Below are 18,851 nucleotides of genomic sequence, written 5' to 3'. Positions count from 1 at the left end.
GGGTCTCACAGGACGCCCCGAACGCCCCCGCGGTGCCGACCCGTCCGAGGGCCGCGAAGTCGCCATGAGCGGGGCAGCCCAACGACTCCTGACGCCCAGGTCCACCGGACCCGCTGTCAGTACCACCTGACAAGATCACACCTATGACCAGCAGCACCGGAACCCCCGTCTCTCTCCCTGCCAACCACCGGATCTCCGAGACGTACGCCGACTGGGCACGTACTCAGGGGCAGGGCATCGAAACCGACGCCCGCGACACGCTGGAACGGGCGGGCAGCAGTCGACACCGGGCTTGGGAGAAGCCCGGTCGGTTCCTGGACGACGCGGAGCGCCTGGCCCGGGGCCTGCCTGCGGCCCACCTGCCCTGGTTCTGGGACACCATCGGGCATTGGATGCTGGAGACGCACCGCCGCACCGCCGCCCGTGCCTACGGGCAGGCACGCGCCGCTGAACACACCCACGGGTTGCCGGTCGACCCCGACTGGCGGCGGGCGAATCTGCTGCTGTTTGCCCGGTTCGGCGCCCTGCCCGCCAGTGAACTCAGCAGTGCGGCGGCCTGGTTGAGCGGTGTCCTCGAACCGGTCGACGCGCACCACGAGTTCGTCCGCCTACTGACCGCCTGGGCGGCATCACCCGGCGAGCTTCCCGCCGACCTGGCCCGCCGGGTCCGGAACTCGGCCCGTGCGGCCGGCCTCGGCACCGAGGAGGAGGCCCGGGTGCTGGGCCGGCTGCTGGCCGCGGCCCGCGGCAAAGCCGTACCGGACCGCCTGCTCGACACGGCCGCCGGACCGCTTGGCGCCCACCCGCCCGCCGACGAGCAGGCCACTGCCCTCCTCGACGTGTTTCCCGAGTCGAAGAACGACGCGGCTGCCTGGCTGCGCCTGCTCATCGCGTGCGGCGCCGCCGACGCGGCCGCGGCCGGGCGGATCACCCCGGAGGGTGGCCTCGGCGACTGGCTGCGCCGGTACGCTGCCGGATACTCCCACCGCACGGTCGGCGGCGGCGGGGTGACCCGCCAGCCCATGCCCGCGGAACTCTTCGACCTGGTCAGCCGGTTCGCCCCGCTGCTGCGTGCGAACGGCACCCCGGTCCGGCTGCACGAGGACCGCTACCGCTGGCAGCATCTGGACGCCGACCTGCTCGATCTCTGCCTCGCCGAGGGCATCCCCGTCCACGATCCCGGCGCTGCGATCAGCCTGGAGTTCTGGGGTGACCGCTCTCAGCGCGACCTCAAAGCGCTCGCCGCGGACCCGGTGTTCGGCCCCCGGCTGGAAGGCACCGTGCACGCCGAGCTCCGCACCCGTGGCGGCACCGCCATCAGCCGGCTCCCGCACAACCCGGGCATCACCGCCGAGGTGCACACCCGTGTCGAGAAGCTGCTCGAAGCCCTGCGCGGAGGCGGCCTCGCCGCCGCCGACGAGGCCGTCGACGAGCTGTACGGCCTCCTCGACCGGCCCACCGCCATCGCCCTGGACGGCATCGAGGAAGCCCTCGACACGCTCGACCTCACCGGCCCGCTGGCCCGCGCCCTGCGGGCCGGGCTCCCCGAGGAGCTGGGCTGGCCCGCCTTGGACCAGGCCCTCGCCGCGTTCCGGCCCGATGAAACCGTGCACGTCACCTGCACCTGGCCGGTGCTCACCGTGTACGGGGAGACCCGCGCCCTCGCCGTCGACCACGCCGGGCTGCGCGCAGAGCACACCCTGGAACTGCCCGACGGCGCACTCGGCCACACCGTGCACTGGGTCGGCGGACAGTTCCTCGTCGCCTGGAACGAGCAGCACCAGGAGAACCCCGGTACCACCGCCTACTGGTCCGACCACCCCGGTGAGAGGTTCGAACCGGAGCAGACGTACGGACTGCGCCCCTACGGCGGCAGCATCCAGGGCGGCCTCGGCTACCAGTTCGAAACGCCGGACGGTGGCGGCCGGTTCGACGGCGAGCGCGTCCTGCGGGCCGGCGGCCGTGAGGGCATCGGCCACCGCGACTACCAGATGAACGACGGCCACGACCTCTGGAGCACCGAGGTGTTCAGCGGGGACCACAGCGGCTGGAACCGCCTCGACCCAGCCACCGGTGTTCCCACCGCCGACCGCACCCTGCCCGCTTTCCACGACCCCGCCGGTTCCCCGCCCGGCACGAAGCCCTTCCCCGACCACCGGATCCTCGCCGCACTGCCGCCCGGCGCCCCGTCCTCTCCGCTCGGTCAGGACGGCGCACTCACCGGCTGCCGGGTCGACTACCGCACGCCGTACGCGGGTCCCTCGCCCCGCGAGTTCGTGCTGGAGTCCATCGACGGCCGTACCGCCTCCTACCGCAGCAACACCTGGGGCCGCCGCCCGTGGGGAATCCTTGCCCTGCCCCTCGGCGGTGAGGACGCCGTCCTGGCCGGTGGGACCACCATCCGCTGCCACGCCGCCGCCGACAACTCACTGCTCTGGCAGGCCCAGGGCTTCCCCGGCAGCCGCAACAGGTCCCGGAGCCGGGCCACCCTGGGGGAACTGGCCGGGCCGGTGCCGCCACCTGCTTTCTGGCACTTCCTCACCCCGCGCGACGAGCCTTCGTCCCGTGTCCTGCGGACGGTCACCGACGCCGCGGTGCGCGAGCTGCTGCACCAGGGCGCCGGGAGCGCCCTGCCCGGAGTGACCGACCCGCGGGTCCAGGAGGGCGTCGACCGCGCCGTCCGGCTCGCCGCCGACGTACTGCGCCGCCGCCGGGAACTGTCCCACCGGGTCGCCGTCATGCGGGCCGGGCCGGTCGTCGACCTGCCCGACCCGGCGCCGGACAACCGCCTCGTCCCGGCCCTCCACGGCCTGCTGACCCGGTTCCGCGGCTACGAGGAACGGCAGCCGCAGAAACAGCCCGCCCTCCTCACCTCGGTCGCCGCTGACGGCCGGTACCTGCGCGGTGAAATCGACGACGAGGTGCGGGTGCTCGCACTGCCCGCTCCGCCCCCCGAGTGGGCGGTGCTGACCGGCCGGATCGACGCCGTTGTCTGGCGGACCGTCGTCGCGGCCACCCCCGACGAGCAGCGACAGCCGCTCGCGGCACTGCTCGGCGTATGGAGCCGGCAGCCGTTCGCGGAGGCCGGCAGCTCCTGGCGGACCGGCCGGGCCCCGCAGCAGCGGATCGCCGCACTGCGCGCGGACGGTTTCGCCGTGGCCTCCGGGCCGGACCGCAGCGGCCTCGCCCCCTTCCTCCAGGGAGCAGCCGATCCGGTGCCCCCCGATGCCGAGGAGTGCGCCACGCACACCGTGACCGCCGATGACACCACCCGGCTCCCCCGCCTGCCGGCCCTGCTCGCCGGAAAGGGCCCGCTGCCGGTGCCCGAGGAGGCCGTGGACCTGTTCCGCTGGCGCACTGGGGTGCCGCGCCCGATCGCCGCCCTGGTCCTCGACGGATTCGCCGGCAGCGACGACTACGGTGCGCACCGCAAGCTGGTCCGCTCCAAGCCGTACAAGGCGGACCAGAACACCCTCTACGCGTACGACGAGTTCCAGCGACGGCTCGGTCCGGCCGGCCGACGCACCGTGCTCGCCGCCGCTGTGCCCGGCGACCCGGCGGAACTCTGGGCCCCCGGCGGGGTGACCGCGGCCGCGGAACGCATGGCCGCGGCCTGGACCCAGTTGCTCGGTAGCGCCTCGTACACCGATGACGGCAGCCACGCCGCCGCGCTCGCCGCGGACCACGGGCTCCCGGAAATCTGGGCCACGGCCCTGCTCACCGGCCGCCTCCAGGAGCCTCTGGAGGCAGACGGCATACGGGCCGCCGTCACCGCCGTCAGCTGGGCACTCGCCGAGCGCCCGGTCGCAGACCCCGCCGCGCAGGGTGCCCGTGTTCTGCTCGGCCGGCTCACGGACCTGCCCGCCGATCAGCTCGCCGCTCTGCGCAGGCTGGCGGACCGGTCCGCCACCACCCCCGTGCCGCCGGGCCAGTACGAGACCAACCCGCTGTTCAGCGTTCCGGACCTGGTGGACGAGGTGGCGGCGGCTCTCGGTGTCAGCCGTGACGCGGCCGCCCTCCAGCTCCAGCTGCACGCTTTCGACCGCCCGGCCGACCGCACCGTCCGCCGCTGGAACTCCTGGTCAATCGATCATCACCACACCGTTCGCAAGGAGTTGACCGCTGCGAAGGCCCCGCGCCCCACGCCCGTCGCCCCGGCGGAAACCCCCGCGGCGGTCCCGGCACCCGCGCACGAGCGGTTCGCCCGCGCCTGGGCGGACAGGCTGCCGTAGGCCGGGGAAGGCACGGCGTGGGCCAGGCCGGCTCCCACCTCCAGACCGCCCACCGCTCGGCCGGCGCGAAGACCCCGGAGTGTTAGGCGAGCATCGCCAGGACCTCACCGCGGGCATCGTCGACGGCCTGGTGTTCGGTGTCGGAGACCATGCCGAGCCGCCCCACGTGGGCGTACTCGTCTTCGTCCTTCCACTCCCAGCGGGTGAGGTCGGGCGTGACCACCAGGTCCACGGTGAGGTCGAGGGTGTCGAACCCGCCCGTGGCGCGGCGGGCGGGGTGCTCGAAGTTGACGTACCAGTTCCGCAGCCGGCGCCCGTGCCTGTGCCCGTGCCCGTGCCCGTCGGAGATGTAGAAGGCGTTGATGCTGAACCCGGCCGTCGGCGGCTTCCACAACAGCAGGTCGGTCTCCTGCCACACCGCGCCCGCGAGCTCCCACCGGCTGGCCGCCATCTCCCCGAACGCCTCCGTGCGCAGCGACCGGTCCCCCTCCACACGGGCCATCGCGTGCAGGACGGGCCTGCGCTCCGGGCACGTAGGCGGTCACCAGCGCCGCGCCGGTGTCTAGACGACCTGCAGTGCCTGCTCGCTCCACACCCGGCCCGAACGGTGCACGTCACGCCGTACGACCGTCCGGCCCCGTGTCGAAACCGCGCACCCCGTCCTCCGCCGGTCCAGGGCCTTGGACTGTCCGGGGCCTTGGACTGTCCGGCCCGGCTTGCCCGCCCGACAGATCGGTCATTGGGGCAGGCGTGACCGATCTCCTCGGGCCATCGGTCAAACCGCGCGTCAGGCGCCGTGACCGATCCATACAACTCCCCCGCCGTCCGGTCCCCGGCCCTCGGTCAGCCGCAGCCTGGCCGGGAGACTCCGCGGGGGCCGTGACCGACGCCGCCCGCCCGACGTGCTCCGGTCAGGGTGGGCAAGCCACCGGTCAAGGTGGCTTGCCCAGTGTCCCCTTGGGCTTGCCCACTCGCTTGGAATGCCCTGTTGCGGCAGTGCGCGCGGGGTAGCCGCCGGGCCCTCGATGTCTGGGCTTCGGCCGCCGTGCCCGCCGCGACGTCCTCGGCCTGTGGCCGCGCCACCCGCTCAGTCTCCATGCGACCGACGGACTCCTCCTTGCACGCCCCGCACCGGTCGTTCCACGCACCTGGTACGCGGCCTGCTCGGGCAGTTGGCCGACTGACAGCAGTGATCGGCGAGCTGGGCCGATCGTTCACCATGGCAACTGAAAGCCGACCGCTACCCGGCTGGTCCACCGAAGCCGGCCACGCGGAGGACATCGGGTGGCGCCGGGCCCGCACCACGCTGCTGCTTGAGGCCGTCGCACGCCACCACCACGCTCACCTGCTCGCCGCCATCGTCGAGCCCGGCGGTGAGCCGGAGTTCCCTGCTACCCGTAACGGGCGCTTCAGGGGGCGCGGTCATCCCAGGAGCCTGCGCGGTCAGCGCCGGCCGCCGCCCATGCGGCGGTCGTCGGCCAGTGCGGTCAGCGGGCCGAACTCGCGGGCAAGCTGGTTCCACGTCAGAACCTCGCCACAGCGGGCCGGGAACTCCTTCGGGTTGAACTCGGGCATGGTCCAGGTGCCAGTGCCCCGGTCCCGCAGCCACAGGTCCCCGTCACCGTCGACCACCGTCGGCGGGACCGGTACGGGCTCGGCCTGATCGGTGGGCTCCCAGGTGACCCGGCCCGGATGGGAAACGCGGCGCAGCTCGGTGGTGGCCAGCCGCGCGGCCATGTCACGGGTGGCCTCTTCGGCGTCCTTGACCGACGCGAGTCGGAATGCGTCGTCAAGTACGGGCAGGGCTGGAGTCTTGCTGCGCTTTGAACTCATACGTTGACTACCTCCGGTGGGGGGCGTCACATCCGTTATGGCGCCCCGTAGAGGAACACGGTATCCGAGGCGGGGGCCGGTCCTGCTACGGCCACTGTCCAGGTGGAGGCGCCGGCACACCGGGCGGTGGGGTTGGGTTCTGTTTCTTTGGTCAGTGGCGGGTCCAGATGAGGATGCCGGCGAGGTGGGGTGCGGCCTGGTAGGCGATGGCTAGTTTGTCGGTTCGTGTGGCCAGGCCGCGCCACTGCTTGAGGCGGTTGATGCAGCGTTCGGCGGTGTTCCGCTGCTTGTAGACCTCGCGGTCGAAGCCGGGCGGGCGCCCGCCCCGGCGCCGCAGGTGGGCTCGGATGGCGTGTGAGGAGTACGCACGGTCGGCCAGGACAGTGCTGAATTTGGTCCGGCCTGCCCGGACCGGTGCGGGGCACACGGATCAGGGCCATCACCGTCTCGAAGGCAGGCGCGTCACCAGCCTGGCCTGCGGTAACGGTCAACGCGAGTGGGTCGGGCCCGGTCGTCGGCCGCCAGATGGATTTTGGGTGCTCAGGCCTCCGCAGGAGCGTCCGAGTGCGTGATCGGCTGGCTCCCCGCCTCCCGCAGCCCCCTTTGAGTGCTCCCGCGGCGTGCTGGTACGTCCGGACGACGGTCGAATCGGCCGAGACGGTCCAGTCGATGTCGTCGCAGGCGTCCGCCGCGGCATGGCGTCGCAGGCGTCCGCCGCGGCCAGGACGGACGTCAGGATCCGTTCCCAGGTTCCGTCGACAGCCCACCTGACCCCCCGTTTGTGTTCCGCCTGCTCAAGCAGACGCTCCGCTGGACCCGACCCAAGCTCCGGGACTCCGCCGCGCCGACCGCTGGACCTGGCTCGTCCTGGCCGCCCACGCCCTATTCGGCTCGCCCGGCCACTCGCGCGTGACCTCCGTCGGCCGTGGGAACGGCCGGCGGAACCGAACAGGCTCACCCCCGCCCGAGCCCGCAGGGGGTTCGGGAACCTCCACGCGAAGACGGGCACTCCAGCGCGTGCACCAAAATGTTCAGGCGTTCCACCACTCGTCGGTGCCACATCCGACCTCGTAGTGCCACCATCCCTCTGTCTGCCCCTGTGCCAGGAGAGTCTTGATCCCGGCGAAGTCCGCGCCTGCCGGTGCGGTGAAGGCCACCATGGGAAAGTCCTCGCTGAAGATCTCGCCTCCGAGCTCGAACACTGAAAGGCGCTGATGCACCGCCTGCGGACTGCGTCCCAGGGGACCGGTGGGAACAGGCACCACACGAATCGTGCAGTTGCCGGACGAATTGACCCGCCCGACAGCCCAGTGGGGCCCGTCGGCGTCGGTCTGGTATCGCACTACATCGCCCTCGGCGACCCCATTCTGGAGAAACGGAATGTTCTGCACACACGCCGTGTCATCGCCGAGCGGCGTGGCCCACAGGCCCTCGATGTCTTGGGGAAACCATCCCTCGCGAGGGATGAACCGGAACCAGACCTTGATCTTCTCGACCACGTTCTCCATGACGGCCATCATGCGCCGACCGTCAACAAGGTCTTCCACCGGGTCTGAGCTGGAGATCAACCTCAGCACGGCGCGGCCGGAGGTTGACGACAAGCTGAGCGCCGGCGACCGGGCCGTCGTGGGGGCCCGGACGCCGGCGCGCGCGACATTACGTGCGCTGGCCTGCGTGAGTACGCAGATCTGGCGTTCGGCTACCGCAGCGTCACGTCACACGTGGAGGCGAAGAACTCTCCCGTCTTGCCGCCGTTTCCACCGTCTGGGGTGTCCGGTCCACCGTGCCCACCCCAGATCTGCACGATCGCCGCGCGCCCCGTCCGGCGTGGGAACGACGCGAACTCCCACTGGCTGGATTCCTCTTCTCGGTGCGATCCCTGGACCTCGACCAGGAAGGGGATGGGCTCCAGGTCCTGCCAACTCAAGCCGTTACCGGGCTCCCAGTCCGCACGAGTGATGAACCACCGGTGGGACCAGGACTCATTCGTGTGATACGCCGTGTAGTCGTAGGAGAAGGTCTGGGTGCCGACGGAGGTGTCCAGCTGCGTCAGCGGCCACTCTCCCAGCGTGTCGTCCGGCGCCAGATCCAGACCGCGGAAGGCCGGGTTGCCCGCGGACGGGACGGCGTCGTCCTCGAAGAACTTGCGGTACTCCAGGTACTTTTCGGTGTTGTTCCACGGGTAATCGGCGAGCATCCGCTCGGCTCCAGGTACCACCTCCTGCCAGACGTTGCTCGTGTTCAGACGGCGCGCCTCGACACAGATCGGGGAAGGGTCCTCGTCCCGGATGGCAGCGGCGGCGCGGCTGCGCGGGTGGTTGACCGTGCCATGCCGCGGCGCCGCGGCAAGGTCAGTGGAAGCTGCTTCGGGCCGGCGGGGAGCCGACCACCGACGGGCGCCTTTGGGACTCACCGTCACCTCGTTGGAGAACGGGGTGAACTGGCCGTCGACCTTCGCGCGGATCTTCACACTGGATTCGCCGTCCGGTTCCTCACCGAGATCCACCCAGTGAGTGTTGGACGGCGTCCAGTCCCAGGCCGGCCAGTAGAGGAAGACCGTTTGCCGTACCTCACCGTTGATCCACACCTCGTAGACGTGTGGGTAGGGCGCCTTGCCGTCATTCCAGTCCTCCGGAGGCGGCCAAGCCCCCTGGTCAGGCGCGTTCATGCCGATCTGCCAGCGCAAGCTGATGCCGTACATGGTGTGCTTGCCGTCACTGCGGTGCCTGACTTCGCCGCGAAGATCGGACGGAGTAGTGCCCTGGGAGCCGCTCATCGTGTCCCTCGTCTGGTCGGAATCCTCTTTGCAGGCTGTGCCTTGCCCGCGTCCTGAGTCCACCAGCCGCGAATACCTATATAGGGCATAAAGCTTTCTTCGGGCGTGGCTGTGACGAGGACCGGCGCGACCGGGATCTACCGCGCCCTACGGCGGCCACCCACATACAGACGCCCCCGACGGCGCAGAGCTGGAAATAGACGTCCCTAAATCCTTTCGCACCGGTCGACCGGTCGGGACGAAAGAGCCGCTCCGTCGCCAGGGTGCTGTCCCGCATCGTTCCTGCGGTGGCGGAAACCCGGTGCGCGACGCCCCCAGACGCAGGTTGCCAGGCGTACGGCCTCGGTTTCAGTGGCGCACTGCGCGGTGTACAGCTCGTGGACCAGCCGGCTGCCGGGACGGCGGCGGACTCTCACGCCTCAACGACACCGGTGCGCGAAGCACTCGAGCGAAGCAGCGCGCCAACCGACCACGCATGTGCGGGACTTCCTTGAATGTTCCCGTCGCCCTCCCACTCCAACCGCACAACTGATGAGTCATCAGAACGTTTACAGCACGTCCGGGGTTGCGCCTGTTTTTCGGGTCTGCGACCGTCGGGCACGCAGCTCCCCCCTAACCCAGGCAACCCGGAAGGGTGAGATCACGGCTGCGGCACTTCGACCCGGCGACCTGACCCGGCACCGCGCCGGCGCGGTGCCACTGCCATACCCGTCGTGTACGTACTCGGCCTGCGCGCAGGGCTTGTGAGTCGCCGCGGGGCCCCCCTTCCGCCCGGACAATTCTCGGAGACCAGCCAACCATGAACCGCACACGTAGTCTCGCCGCGACCACGGCGCTACTCACGTCCGCCGTCCCCCTCGCACTCGTCACCATAGGAGCCGGGCCGGCCCAGGCCGCTGCCCGCACCTACTTCGTCAGCTCCAGCGGGAACGACAGCAGTCCGGGGACCTCACCGGGAGCCCCCTTCCTCACCATTCAGAAGGCCGCGGACAGCGCGGGTCCGGGCGACACCGTCTCCATCATGAACGGGACGTACTCGGAGCGCTCCGCGGGCTCGAACGTGCTGACCGTCAAGCGCTCGGGGCGTCCCGGAGCTCCCATCACCTTCACCGCGCACCCCGGCCATAGCCCGGTGATTCACCCAGTACGGGCGTGGAACGGGATCAGCGTCAACGGCGCGTCCTACATCACCATCAAGAACCTCGACGTCAAGGGCAACAACGCGGCTCTGACCCTCGCCGGCGCAGAGCGCGGCTCGAAGAAGGGCGACCCCACCTTCAATACCAACTCCATATCCATTGAGCAGAACAGAACCACGGGCGATATGTCGCACCACGTCGAGGTGACCGGCAACCAGGTGCACGACTGCGCCGGCGGCGGCATATCGGCAATCGACGCCGACCACGTGACGATCGCCGGCAACCACGTCCATTCAAACTCGTGGTACACGGTCTACGCGACCAGCGGCATCTCCGTTCTCACCCCCCGCGACATCGGCGGGGGGAACTCCAGAACGTACAAGATCCGCATCACGGGCAACCGCGTCCACGACAACGAAACCAAGATCAAGTGGGAGAAGTGCCGCTGCTACTCCGACGGCAACGGCATCATCATCGACACCCTCAAGGGTGACTCGGACCACCCGGCATACGGCGGACGCACTTTGGTCGCCGACAACATCTCGTACGACAACGGCGGCTCAGGGATCCACTCCTACAAAAGCCGGCACGTCGACATCGTGCACAACACGGCGTACATGAACGGTCGCAGCAGCCGCATGGACAGCTACGCCAACGTCTTCGCGAACGACAGCACCGATGTCCGGCTGCTGAACAACATCGCGTACGGTCGGCCCGATCAACCGAGCAACAGCAAGTCCCGCAACACGGACGTCACTTACGACTACAACGTCTACTTCGGCGGCAAAGCACCAGAGGTGAAAGGCACTCACGACATCGTCGCGGAACCGAAGTTCGTGAACGCCTCCACCGGCGCGACCGCCGACTTCCGGCTGCGACAAGGCTCCCCCGCCATCGGCTCGGGAGTCCCGTTCGCCGCCGTGACCACGGACTTCACCGGTGCCCGCAGGAGCGGTGGTGCAACCGACCGCGGCGCGTACAGCTTCGGCGCCGAAACAATCGACGCGTCGCAGGGCCATTCGGACGCCGGCCACGGCCAGTCCTCCGCACCCGCCGGGAAGAGCGCCGGTGGAAGCGCTATCGGCTCCACGCCCGCCGCAGACGCATCCACCGGTGGCAACAGCGACTCCGGCCTCAACGCCAACGGCGCCGGCGATCCCCTCGCCGAGACAGGCGGCTCTGATCCCACGATCCCGCTCGCCATGGCGGCAGCGGTCCTCTCCGTCGGCGGTGGCCTCGTCTTCGCCGCCCGACGCAAGCGACCCTGACGACCGTTTCGCCAGGCCTTCCTAACGTGGCGTCGGCCCCGTTCCCCGGCGGAGAGAGGCCGGCACCACCGCCCGCTCCGCCGGCGGGCTCCCGCAGACCTCCCTCCGTTCCGACCTACCTCCCTGACAGAATCGCGACCATGGCGGCGTACCAGAACAGTGGAACGGAAGTTTCAACCGGTGAGCCGGGACCCGACCCGCCTCGCGTCGCCTGGCGCAAGCACATGAGAGTGCGCGTACTGGACGCCGCTCACGACCTCACGTGCGACGCCGGATGGGATCAGGTCAGCCTCTCAGCGGTCGCGGCCCGCGCCGACGTCTCACGCCCCTCCGTGTACAGGGAATTCGGGAGCCGGGCCGGTTTGGGCCGTGCGCTGGTGATCCGCGAAACTCAGCAATTCCTCGGCGGCGTCGCCAACACCCTCTACCCCGGGCTCCCCGACACTCACGACTGCCTCGAAGCCGCCATCCACCACGTCCTCACCGAAGCCGATAAACAACCCCTCATCCGGGCAGTCATCGCAGCCGCCCGCAAAGGCTCAGACAGCCTGCTCCCCTACCTCACCGCACGCGCCGACCCCATCTTCGACGCAGGACAGGCGCTATTGCAGGACTGGCTCGGCAAGCGCTATCCGGCACAGGACGAACAGCGCATCGAGGTCGCCGCAGACATCACCGTCCGCATGACGATCAGCCACCTAATTCTGCCCGCCAAACCCCCGCAGCACACCGCCTGTCGACTGGCTACAGCGGTGCTGACACTGCTGGAAAGCCCCTGACGGGCCGGCCGCCCCTACACGCCACCCCTACACGCCACCCCTGCCCGACCATCTTCCGCTCGGCTATCACGCGGGGCGGGGGGTGTCATTCCCTCAGCCCAGCTTCCGGCGTCTGTCGGGGCCGGTCAGCCCGGTAGGTGGGCGGGCAGGCAGTCCCTGGGGATGAAGTACCAGCCCTGCTGGCCGGTACCGTCGGTGCTGCCGGCACGGTGCCAACTGTCGCACCTGGGACGGCTCACACATCACCGGATACGGCAACGTCCGCCCCTGGCAAGTGCCCGCCAGCGCCGGTACACCCGTAAGCGGCCAGGTCGCAATCGGCCAGAGCGTACTGTGGAGATACGTCTCACGCGACGGGAAGTGGGTCATGATCCGGGACCCGGTGGAGCCGCCGATCTGGCCGTTGGTGAACAGCGAGGGGGTTCCGGGCCGGGTCCGCTTGTACGGACTTTCGCCTGTGGCATGGTCCTGGGTACCGACCAGCGGCGTGCGAGCAGGGGTCAGGCGGCCGAGCGGAACGCGGGCAGGTATCCGCCCGACTGCCCGGCGGCCTTGGGGTGGTAGGAGTTGCACACGGGGACGGACACGCTGTGCAGCCAGGGGCTCGCCGAGCAGATCTCGTGGCCCGTGAACTCGTCGACGACACTGGAGAAGGTGAAGCCGGCGCTCGCGGCCTGCTTCGCCAGCACACCGTTCAGGGTGTCGGAACCCCGGTTGATGGCTGCCCGCTCGGCCTCGCCGAGTCCGGCAACACAGCTTCCCGACAGCTTGTAGAACCGGGGGTACCCGAGGACGACCACGCGCGCCTGGGGCGCGCGGCTGCGGATGTCCCCGTAGAGGGCGGAGAGGCTTCCGGGCAGGTTGTTGTTCATCTTCGCCATGGCACCCTCGACGGCCGCGACGCAGGTGGCCTCGCCGTTGAGCACGCATGTCTGCATGACGTCTGCGAACCCGACGTCGTTGCCGCCTGCCGTGACGCTGACGAGGGTCGTGGACGAGGTCAGGGGGCCGAGCTGGCTGCTGCGAACGGTTCCGGTTGTCGCACCCGAGCATGCGGTGAAGGAGAACGAGGAGGGGGAGTTGGCCGCGGCCCACAGGTGGGGGTACGCATTGGTACTGCGGCGGCAATCGCCGCTGTCCAAGAGGTAGTTGCCGGCGCCGACGCCGGCGGAGTACGAGTCGCCGAGGGCCACATAGCGGTGCCCGGCAGCGGAGGCCGGCTGGGCGGCGCCGAGGGCCGCGACGGCCACGAGCGCGGTGGATACGGACAGCGCGATTCTTCGCCAGAGCATGGCGATCAGCCTCAAATCCTGTGTGGGGGGAAGTGAGTTGGGGAAGCGCGCTACTTCTAGCAGGGCGGAGGTACCGGCGAGTAGCCCCCGGTACGGATGTCGTCCGTTATGGGCGCATGTTTATTTCTCCGCGCGTAGACTCGTCCTTTTTGCGCCACGCACGCGCGTCGAGCGGCGCCGGCCCTGGATGGTGCGGACACAACAGGCGGCGCACCAAAGGCGCTTCGACATCTGCGGAGAGTCCGCCAAGACGGTGCGTCCTCCCTCTGGCGGACGCGCGTAGACCTAGGGCACCATCTCCTTGCTCGATCAGCACACCCCGATCCACCTGCACTGCCGTCCCACCGTCACGGTCCCAAGCAGGAGGCCCCCCGATGAAACTCCGCTCCGTCCTCACCTCTCTCGCTCTGGCCCTCGGTACGCTTTTCGCCCCTGGCGTCGGCGTCCTTGGTGGCGCCACCGACGCCCACGCAGCGGGCAAGATCAGCCACGCCACCGCCACCTCGAAGTTCAACAGCTCCGGGATCACCTGGTCCTCGTCCGGCAGCTGCTCCAACCGCAACAACCCGACCTGCACGTCCTTCGATCAGCTCAACCTGGCCACCGCACAAGGCGCTCAGACCCTCAAGAGCGCCAGCGGCTGCACCCTGAACATCACCGGCGGCACCGAGACCGGGCACGCCGGCGGCACCTACTCACACTGGAACGGCTACAAGCTCGACTTCAGCAAGTACACGTGCGTCGGCAACTACATCAAGAACACGTTCACCTACATAGGCGTGCGCGGCGACGGCGCGCCGCAGTGGAAGTCCGGCGCCGGCAACGTCTACGCCGACGAAGGCAACCACTGGGACGTGACCTTCTACAACTGCGGCGGCTGCTGACCCCCGCGGCGCCACGTGGGGTGGACCACTGCAAGCCACCCAGGTTGGGCTCGGCGGCGGTCACGGGCAGGCCCTCTTGTCCACGGGTGCGGCTTGGCGGGACCTCCCCGGACGGTACGGGCCGCGGAAGACCGTCTGCGAACTGCTCCGCCGCTGGTCAGCCGACGGAACCAAGGACGTCGCGGACGGCGGGGACCGTCCGGCGCGCGGACAGCTGGGTCGGGAGGCGGTCGGAGAGCACGGTGAAGCGATTGCGCTCGGTCAGCGAGTCCTGAAACGGTGAGAGGGCGATGTCTTCGAGCATGATGCGGATCACGGGGTGGGCGTTCGTACCGTCGCTGCCTGCGGGAGCTTGGGGCGCTGCGGGACGGAGAACAATGTGCCGCCGGCTCCGGGGGTGCCGCCAACAGCTCGTCCGCGGACTTTCGACACGGTGGCGGGGCCTTGCGACTACCCGTCGACCGTCGACCCGAACGCGAAACAACCACGCCCGATCCATCAGCGGAGCCTCCGTACCCGGACAGCTGAGGTCTTCCGGCCAGTCAGTCCTCTTGGTCGTCCTGCTGCGCGTCGCGACGTTGCTGTTCGCGCTTGGAGAAGGCGGCTGCCCTGATCGCCTCGTCGCTTTCCAAGCCCGACCCCAAGGCGCCCCCCGTTGTGGCGATCGAAGCGACGAACCAGGACAACGTCCAGTACTCCACGGCGTGCAGAGGGGTTCGTGTCGCGGAGGCGAACACTTGGTCGTTAAGGATGAACAGCGCCGACAGCAGGTTGATGACCAGAAGACCCACATAGCAGGCGAGGACCCCGATGCCCACGGTCACCACCGTCGAGGCGTTGTAGAGGGCCGCCCTCTTCCGCGCTTCCGGCGAGTCCTTGGCCGTTCGATGCCACAGGTTCGCGTCCACGATCAGCCAGCCGATCATCAGCGCCAGGGAACTGACCATGGCGATCACGAGGCGGGGCGTGCTCAGGAACGCGGCCAGGCTCCAGACGGTGGAGTTGACGGTGGCGATCGCTCCCGTGGCGAGCGCGGCGGCCAAGGCTTTCGACAAGCCCGGCACCAATCGCCACGGCCGGTTGGCGCGCACCATACCGGCAAGCATCCTCGCGTACCCGCGCGGGCCGCTGACGACGTACCGGAGATCAGTGCTCTCCGCCTCATCGACCTGATCCCGGTGAACAGGTGCGAAGCGGCCGGCGAAGCGATCCGGAAGCAACCGACTCCGCGGCGGCTCCTCGACGCCGGTGGCCTGCGGACCCGCCAGGCTGAGCACGATTTCTTCCACGGCCCGCCGGGCCCTCGCCTGCAGACACAGCCCCAGCGACGGAAGAGACAGCAGCGCCACGCCGTGCTCGTGACTCAGATTCACCATCACCTTGTGCCCGTGCGAGTGCAGCGGAAGATCGGTGAGGGCCACGACGACGTCCCAGGCCTCCCCGCTCCACCGGTCCACGATCCGGCGCATCAAGGTGGACAGGTCTTCCGTTCCCGCGGTGAAGGGCTCGCTGACCACCTCGAACTCGAACCGGCGCCCCTCACCCCACCTGTCGGCGAGCCGGTCGGGGAGTACGCGAGCCATGCGCTGCGCGATCTCCGTCGGCGCGTCCGGATCGGCCAGAAGAGCAACGACCGTAACGCCCTGAGACGACACCCGCATGAGTCCTTCCCGTCGGATGCCCCCCGTGATCGACCGTGCCCACAGGATGCTTCGTTGCTTCTGCGGGCACCACGCGCCGCGCCGACTCGTCGCCTTGATGCCGGCTCGCGCCGATCCGGCACTCGACGCAGCCACTCTTGAAGCGGCCGGATTCTCGAGCTGTGACGGGGTGGTCAGGGCCCCGCGGCACCCTCCGAGCTGTGACGGGGTGGTCAGAGCCCCGCGGCACCGGATCGGCGCAGATGGTTCACCCTCTCGTGGAGGTGAGCGCCTTCACTAGGTCGTCGCGTGTCATGTGTGAGCGACCGGGGAGGTTGGCGGCGGCCTTCTTGTAGAGATCGGTCTTCGTCAGGGCGTCGAGGCCTTCGGTGGACGCGGAGCGGATCCCCGCCCCGAAGGCCGCTGCAAACCCGTCCGGCAGCGCGGCCCACCACACCCACCGCCGCCGGGGTCCGTGCCCCTCGCCGTCCCGGGGGTCCCGCCGCGCGAGACGTTGCGGCCCCGAGGGCACGTCCCCTTCAGGCACCCGTGTTCAAGCACCCATGAGGGCGTCCACGACGGCTCTGGCGACGCGACGTGCCCGCTCCGGGGCCCAGTAGGTGGGCTCTTCCACGGTGGAGACGTAGTAGCCACGGGTCAGTAGGGAAAGGACGTCGGCGGCGAGGCCGGGGTCCGGTACTCCTGCGGCGGTGGACGCGTCGAGGAACTCCTCGCGCGCTTCGCGCGGTTCCCGGCGGTCGACGCCATTCGGGTCGGAGTGGGCCGACGAGAGCATCTCGACCCAGAGTGTACGGAGAAGCAGATCCTCGGGGTCCGTGCTGAGGTGCCACTCCACTGTGGCTCGCAGCCGGTCCGCGCCGGACAGGTCGCCCAGGTGGGCCTCCAGGTCGGCCCGCCACCGGGATTCGGCGGCGCGTACGGCGTTGGTGATCAGCGCGGTACGGGTGGGCACGTAGTTGGTGACCATGGCCGTGGAACCGCCGAGTTCCTTGGCCACGGCGCGGATGGTGATGGCGCGCGCGCCGTCCCGGGCGGCGACAGCAAGGGTCGCTTGGGCGATTGCCTTGCGGCGCTGGACTTCGTCGACGTCGATCGGCATGGAATCAACCTAGCTCAGAGGGGGGTTGACGTTGAGCTCACCTAGATGCAACGCTGTTATATCACGTTGTTATCTAAAGGTTGGCTTCCCTGGAGGGGCTTCACATGGGCCTTGCTGTCCGACGCGTAACACCGGAACCCGTGCCTCCGTCCGCGCAGCAGCGCATGGTGCGCATGCGTGACGGAGTGCAGTTGGCCACCGACGTGTACGGAGGCGCCGATCAGAGGGCGGCGCCGGCGCCGACGATCCTGGCCCGCCTGCCCTATGACAAGAACAGCCGATATGCCTTCTTCGACAAGATCGCGGACAGGTTCACGGCGCATGGCTACGTCGTGGTGGTCCAAGACGTCCGGGGCAAGTTCCGCTCGCAGGGCCGGACGCTGGGCTGGACCGGAGAGGTCGACGACGGCTACGACACCATCGAGTGGATCACCCACCAGCCCTGGTCCGACGGGATCGTGGGGATGTTCGGCGACTCGTACTACGGCTTCACCCAGTGGTCCGCCGTCTCCAGCCAGCACCCCGCCCTGCGCGCCATCGTCCCCCGGGTGACCAGCACCACCAACGCCCCCGGCATCGCCACCTACGACTCGGGCTCCGGGCGACAGCCGCTGTGGCTGGAGGGGGCCACCTATCAGGCGCAGGTGTGGACGGACAACGACATCCACGAGTTCGACGTCGATCTCAGCAAGCGCCCGATCATCGCCGCCTACGAGGAGGCGTTCACCGCGATCGGGAAGCGCTCCACCGGTTTCGACCTCATCGTCGGCGGCATCCCCCTCGACCCGTACAACGGGCCGCACCCCTACGACTCCCGCCCCGTACCCGTGCTGCACTGCGTCGGCTGGTTCGACAACCTCGGCATCGCCCACATGCGCGACTACGCGGAGCTGGCCAAGCGCCCCGGCTGGGCGGCCGTCCAGTACCTGATCGCCGACACGATCGACCACGAGAACTACTTCCTGGAGGACGCCCCGGCGACCCCGGAGACGGACCACTTGGCCGGCGACGCCGCCCTCGCTCGCATGCTGGACTCCTATACCGGCCCCGCGATCGAGTTCTTCGACATCTTCCTCAAGGGCCTCGACCATCCCGACTCCCTGCCCCGGGTCCGGTGGAAGCTCGGCCACGAGGGCTGGCGCACCGCGGCCGCCTGGCCGCTGCCGGAGGCCAGGGCTGCCGAGCTGTACCTGACGGAGCCGGCGGCGGCGACCGGCACGGTTCCCGGTGGAAGGCTGGCCCCGCGTCCGGACGCCACATCGCAAGCAGCGGAGTGGAGGTACGGCCCCGACGATCTCGTACCGTCGGCCGCGGCCGATACGTTCCTGCAACTGCGTGACCACGTCGACGAGCGCCGCACACTCGACCGGGACGACGTCCTCGTGTTCACCGGCCCCGCCTGCGACCGGCCACTCGACCTCGCCGGCCCCGTCCACGCGGTGCTGCACGTGGAGAGCACGGCCCCCACCTTCGACGTATACGTACGACTTCTCGACCTGGCCCCGGACGGCACAGCACGCCTCATCGTCCGTGGCTGCGGCCAAGCCGACAGGCCGGGCGAGGTCGAAATCGCTCTGGGACACACCGGCTACCGGGTGCGCCCGGGCCACCGCTTGGCGCTGATGATCGCCGGCAGCGACTTCCCGAACCACCTGCCCAACTCCGGCTCCCTGGAGAGTCCGTGGCTGACGACCGCTCCCAAGGCGAGTCTGCAGAAGCTCCGGACCGGTACCACGCACCCCTCCCGCCTGTGTCTGACCGTCCTGCCCGAAAGCGGCGAATAGCCCCTGCGCCCAGGAGGGCCCATGCTCCCTCTGCGACATCTCCCCCACACGACTGCGGCAACCGACTCATCAGTGCACCACCCGGCCGTCGAACGGTGCCGTGA

Annotated in this window: 14 protein-coding genes and 3 pseudogenes; 7 read left to right on the top strand and 10 right to left on the bottom strand. The window is 69.7% G+C overall.

The window, feature by feature from the left end:
* Nucleotides 1-143: 143 nt before the first annotated feature.
* On the top strand, nucleotides 144-4,232 hold the full coding sequence (locus ACIRO3_RS35615; RefSeq protein WP_404143779.1) for a hypothetical protein: 4,089 nt from the start codon (nucleotides 144-146) through the stop codon (nucleotides 4,230-4,232).
* An 82-nt stretch (nucleotides 4,233-4,314) separates the two neighbouring features.
* Here the strand turns inward: ACIRO3_RS35615 and ACIRO3_RS35610 are convergent, their stop codons facing one another.
* From ACIRO3_RS35610 to ACIRO3_RS35595, 4 genes and pseudogenes are all read right to left on the bottom strand, one after another.
* A complete protein-coding gene (locus ACIRO3_RS35610; protein ID WP_404143778.1) occupies nucleotides 4,315-4,734 on the bottom strand; it encodes a DUF402 domain-containing protein in 420 nt (139 codons plus the stop codon).
* A gap of 738 nt (nucleotides 4,735-5,472) precedes the next feature.
* Nucleotides 5,473-5,658, bottom strand: a complete 186-nt coding sequence (locus ACIRO3_RS35605; protein ID WP_404143776.1) for a hypothetical protein — start codon at nucleotides 5,656-5,658, stop codon at nucleotides 5,473-5,475.
* A gap of 17 nt (nucleotides 5,659-5,675) precedes the next feature.
* Nucleotides 5,676-6,065 carry a hypothetical protein gene (locus ACIRO3_RS35600; RefSeq protein ID WP_404143774.1) on the bottom strand — a complete coding sequence of 130 codons (390 nt, stop codon included), beginning with the start codon at nucleotides 6,063-6,065 and terminating at the stop codon, nucleotides 5,676-5,678.
* A gap of 151 nt (nucleotides 6,066-6,216) precedes the next feature.
* A pseudogene (locus ACIRO3_RS35595) lies at nucleotides 6,217-6,858 on the bottom strand (IS5 family transposase); the annotation flags it as partial.
* Between ACIRO3_RS35595 and ACIRO3_RS35590 the strand changes: the two are divergent.
* Nucleotides 6,835-7,111: pseudogene (locus ACIRO3_RS35590) on the top strand (transposase); the annotation flags it as partial. The pseudogenes ACIRO3_RS35595 and ACIRO3_RS35590 overlap by 24 nt on opposite strands.
* Here the strand turns inward: ACIRO3_RS35590 and ACIRO3_RS35585 are convergent.
* A complete protein-coding gene (locus tag ACIRO3_RS35585; RefSeq protein WP_404143772.1) occupies nucleotides 7,097-7,573 on the bottom strand; it encodes a DUF4265 domain-containing protein in 477 nt (158 codons plus the stop codon). The pseudogene ACIRO3_RS35590 and the gene ACIRO3_RS35585 sit on opposite strands and share 15 nt — an antisense overlap.
* Before the next feature lie 191 nt (nucleotides 7,574-7,764).
* Nucleotides 7,765-8,841 (bottom strand): lytic polysaccharide monooxygenase auxiliary activity family 9 protein, encoded by a 1,077-nt coding sequence (locus tag ACIRO3_RS35580; protein WP_404143770.1) that lies wholly within the window; start codon nucleotides 8,839-8,841, stop codon nucleotides 7,765-7,767.
* Nucleotides 8,842-9,901: 1,060 nt separating this feature from the next.
* Between ACIRO3_RS35580 and ACIRO3_RS35575 the strand changes: the two genes are divergently transcribed.
* Nucleotides 9,902-11,248 carry a right-handed parallel beta-helix repeat-containing protein gene (locus tag ACIRO3_RS35575; RefSeq protein ID WP_404143768.1) on the top strand — a complete coding sequence of 449 codons (1,347 nt, stop codon included), beginning with the start codon at nucleotides 9,902-9,904 and terminating at the stop codon, nucleotides 11,246-11,248.
* Nucleotides 11,249-11,388: 140 nt separating this feature from the next.
* Nucleotides 11,389-12,027, top strand: coding sequence for a TetR family transcriptional regulator (locus ACIRO3_RS35570; RefSeq protein WP_404143766.1), 639 nt, complete (start codon nucleotides 11,389-11,391; stop codon nucleotides 12,025-12,027).
* Nucleotides 12,028-12,527: 500 nt separating this feature from the next.
* On the opposite strand, the gene ACIRO3_RS35565 is transcribed toward ACIRO3_RS35570, so the two are convergent.
* Nucleotides 12,528-13,319 carry an SGNH/GDSL hydrolase family protein gene (locus ACIRO3_RS35565; RefSeq protein ID WP_404143765.1) on the bottom strand — a complete coding sequence of 264 codons (792 nt, stop codon included), beginning with the start codon at nucleotides 13,317-13,319 and terminating at the stop codon, nucleotides 12,528-12,530.
* A 374-nt stretch (nucleotides 13,320-13,693) separates the two neighbouring features.
* Between ACIRO3_RS35565 and ACIRO3_RS35560 the strand changes: the two genes are divergently transcribed.
* Together ACIRO3_RS35560 and ACIRO3_RS35555 are read left to right on the top strand one after the other, a co-directional pair.
* On the top strand, nucleotides 13,694-14,203 hold the full coding sequence (locus tag ACIRO3_RS35560) for a hypothetical protein (protein ID WP_404143763.1): 510 nt from the start codon (nucleotides 13,694-13,696) through the stop codon (nucleotides 14,201-14,203).
* Between the two features lie 76 nt (nucleotides 14,204-14,279).
* A pseudogene (locus tag ACIRO3_RS35555) lies at nucleotides 14,280-14,381 on the top strand (transposase); the annotation flags it as partial.
* On the opposite strand, the gene ACIRO3_RS35550 reads toward ACIRO3_RS35555, so the two are convergent.
* The 3 genes from ACIRO3_RS35550 to ACIRO3_RS35540 all read right to left on the bottom strand — a co-directional run bounded on the left by ACIRO3_RS35550 (nucleotide 14,361) and on the right by ACIRO3_RS35540 (nucleotide 16,963).
* A complete protein-coding gene (locus ACIRO3_RS35550; protein WP_404143811.1) occupies nucleotides 14,361-14,507 on the bottom strand; it encodes a hypothetical protein in 147 nt (48 codons plus the stop codon). The pseudogene ACIRO3_RS35555 and the gene ACIRO3_RS35550 sit on opposite strands and share 21 nt — an antisense overlap.
* A gap of 238 nt (nucleotides 14,508-14,745) precedes the next feature.
* Nucleotides 14,746-15,864, bottom strand: coding sequence for a hypothetical protein (locus ACIRO3_RS35545; RefSeq protein ID WP_404143762.1), 1,119 nt, complete (start codon nucleotides 15,862-15,864; stop codon nucleotides 14,746-14,748).
* A 532-nt stretch (nucleotides 15,865-16,396) separates the two neighbouring features.
* Complete coding sequence (locus ACIRO3_RS35540) at nucleotides 16,397-16,963, bottom strand: TetR/AcrR family transcriptional regulator (RefSeq protein WP_404143760.1); 567 nt, start codon at nucleotides 16,961-16,963, stop codon at nucleotides 16,397-16,399.
* 173 nt (nucleotides 16,964-17,136) lie between these two features.
* Between ACIRO3_RS35540 and ACIRO3_RS35535 the strand changes: the two genes are divergently transcribed.
* Complete coding sequence (locus ACIRO3_RS35535) at nucleotides 17,137-18,747, top strand: CocE/NonD family hydrolase (protein WP_404143758.1); 1,611 nt, start codon at nucleotides 17,137-17,139, stop codon at nucleotides 18,745-18,747.
* Nucleotides 18,748-18,851: the final 104 nt, after the last annotated feature.

Origin of the sequence: Streptomyces sp. NPDC102278 (assembly GCF_044766345.1) — a bacterium.
GTDB lineage: Bacteria > Actinomycetota > Actinomycetes > Streptomycetales > Streptomycetaceae > Streptomyces.
Note: the sequence above shows the minus strand (reverse complement) of the source record. Positions and strands in the feature narration are given on the sequence as shown.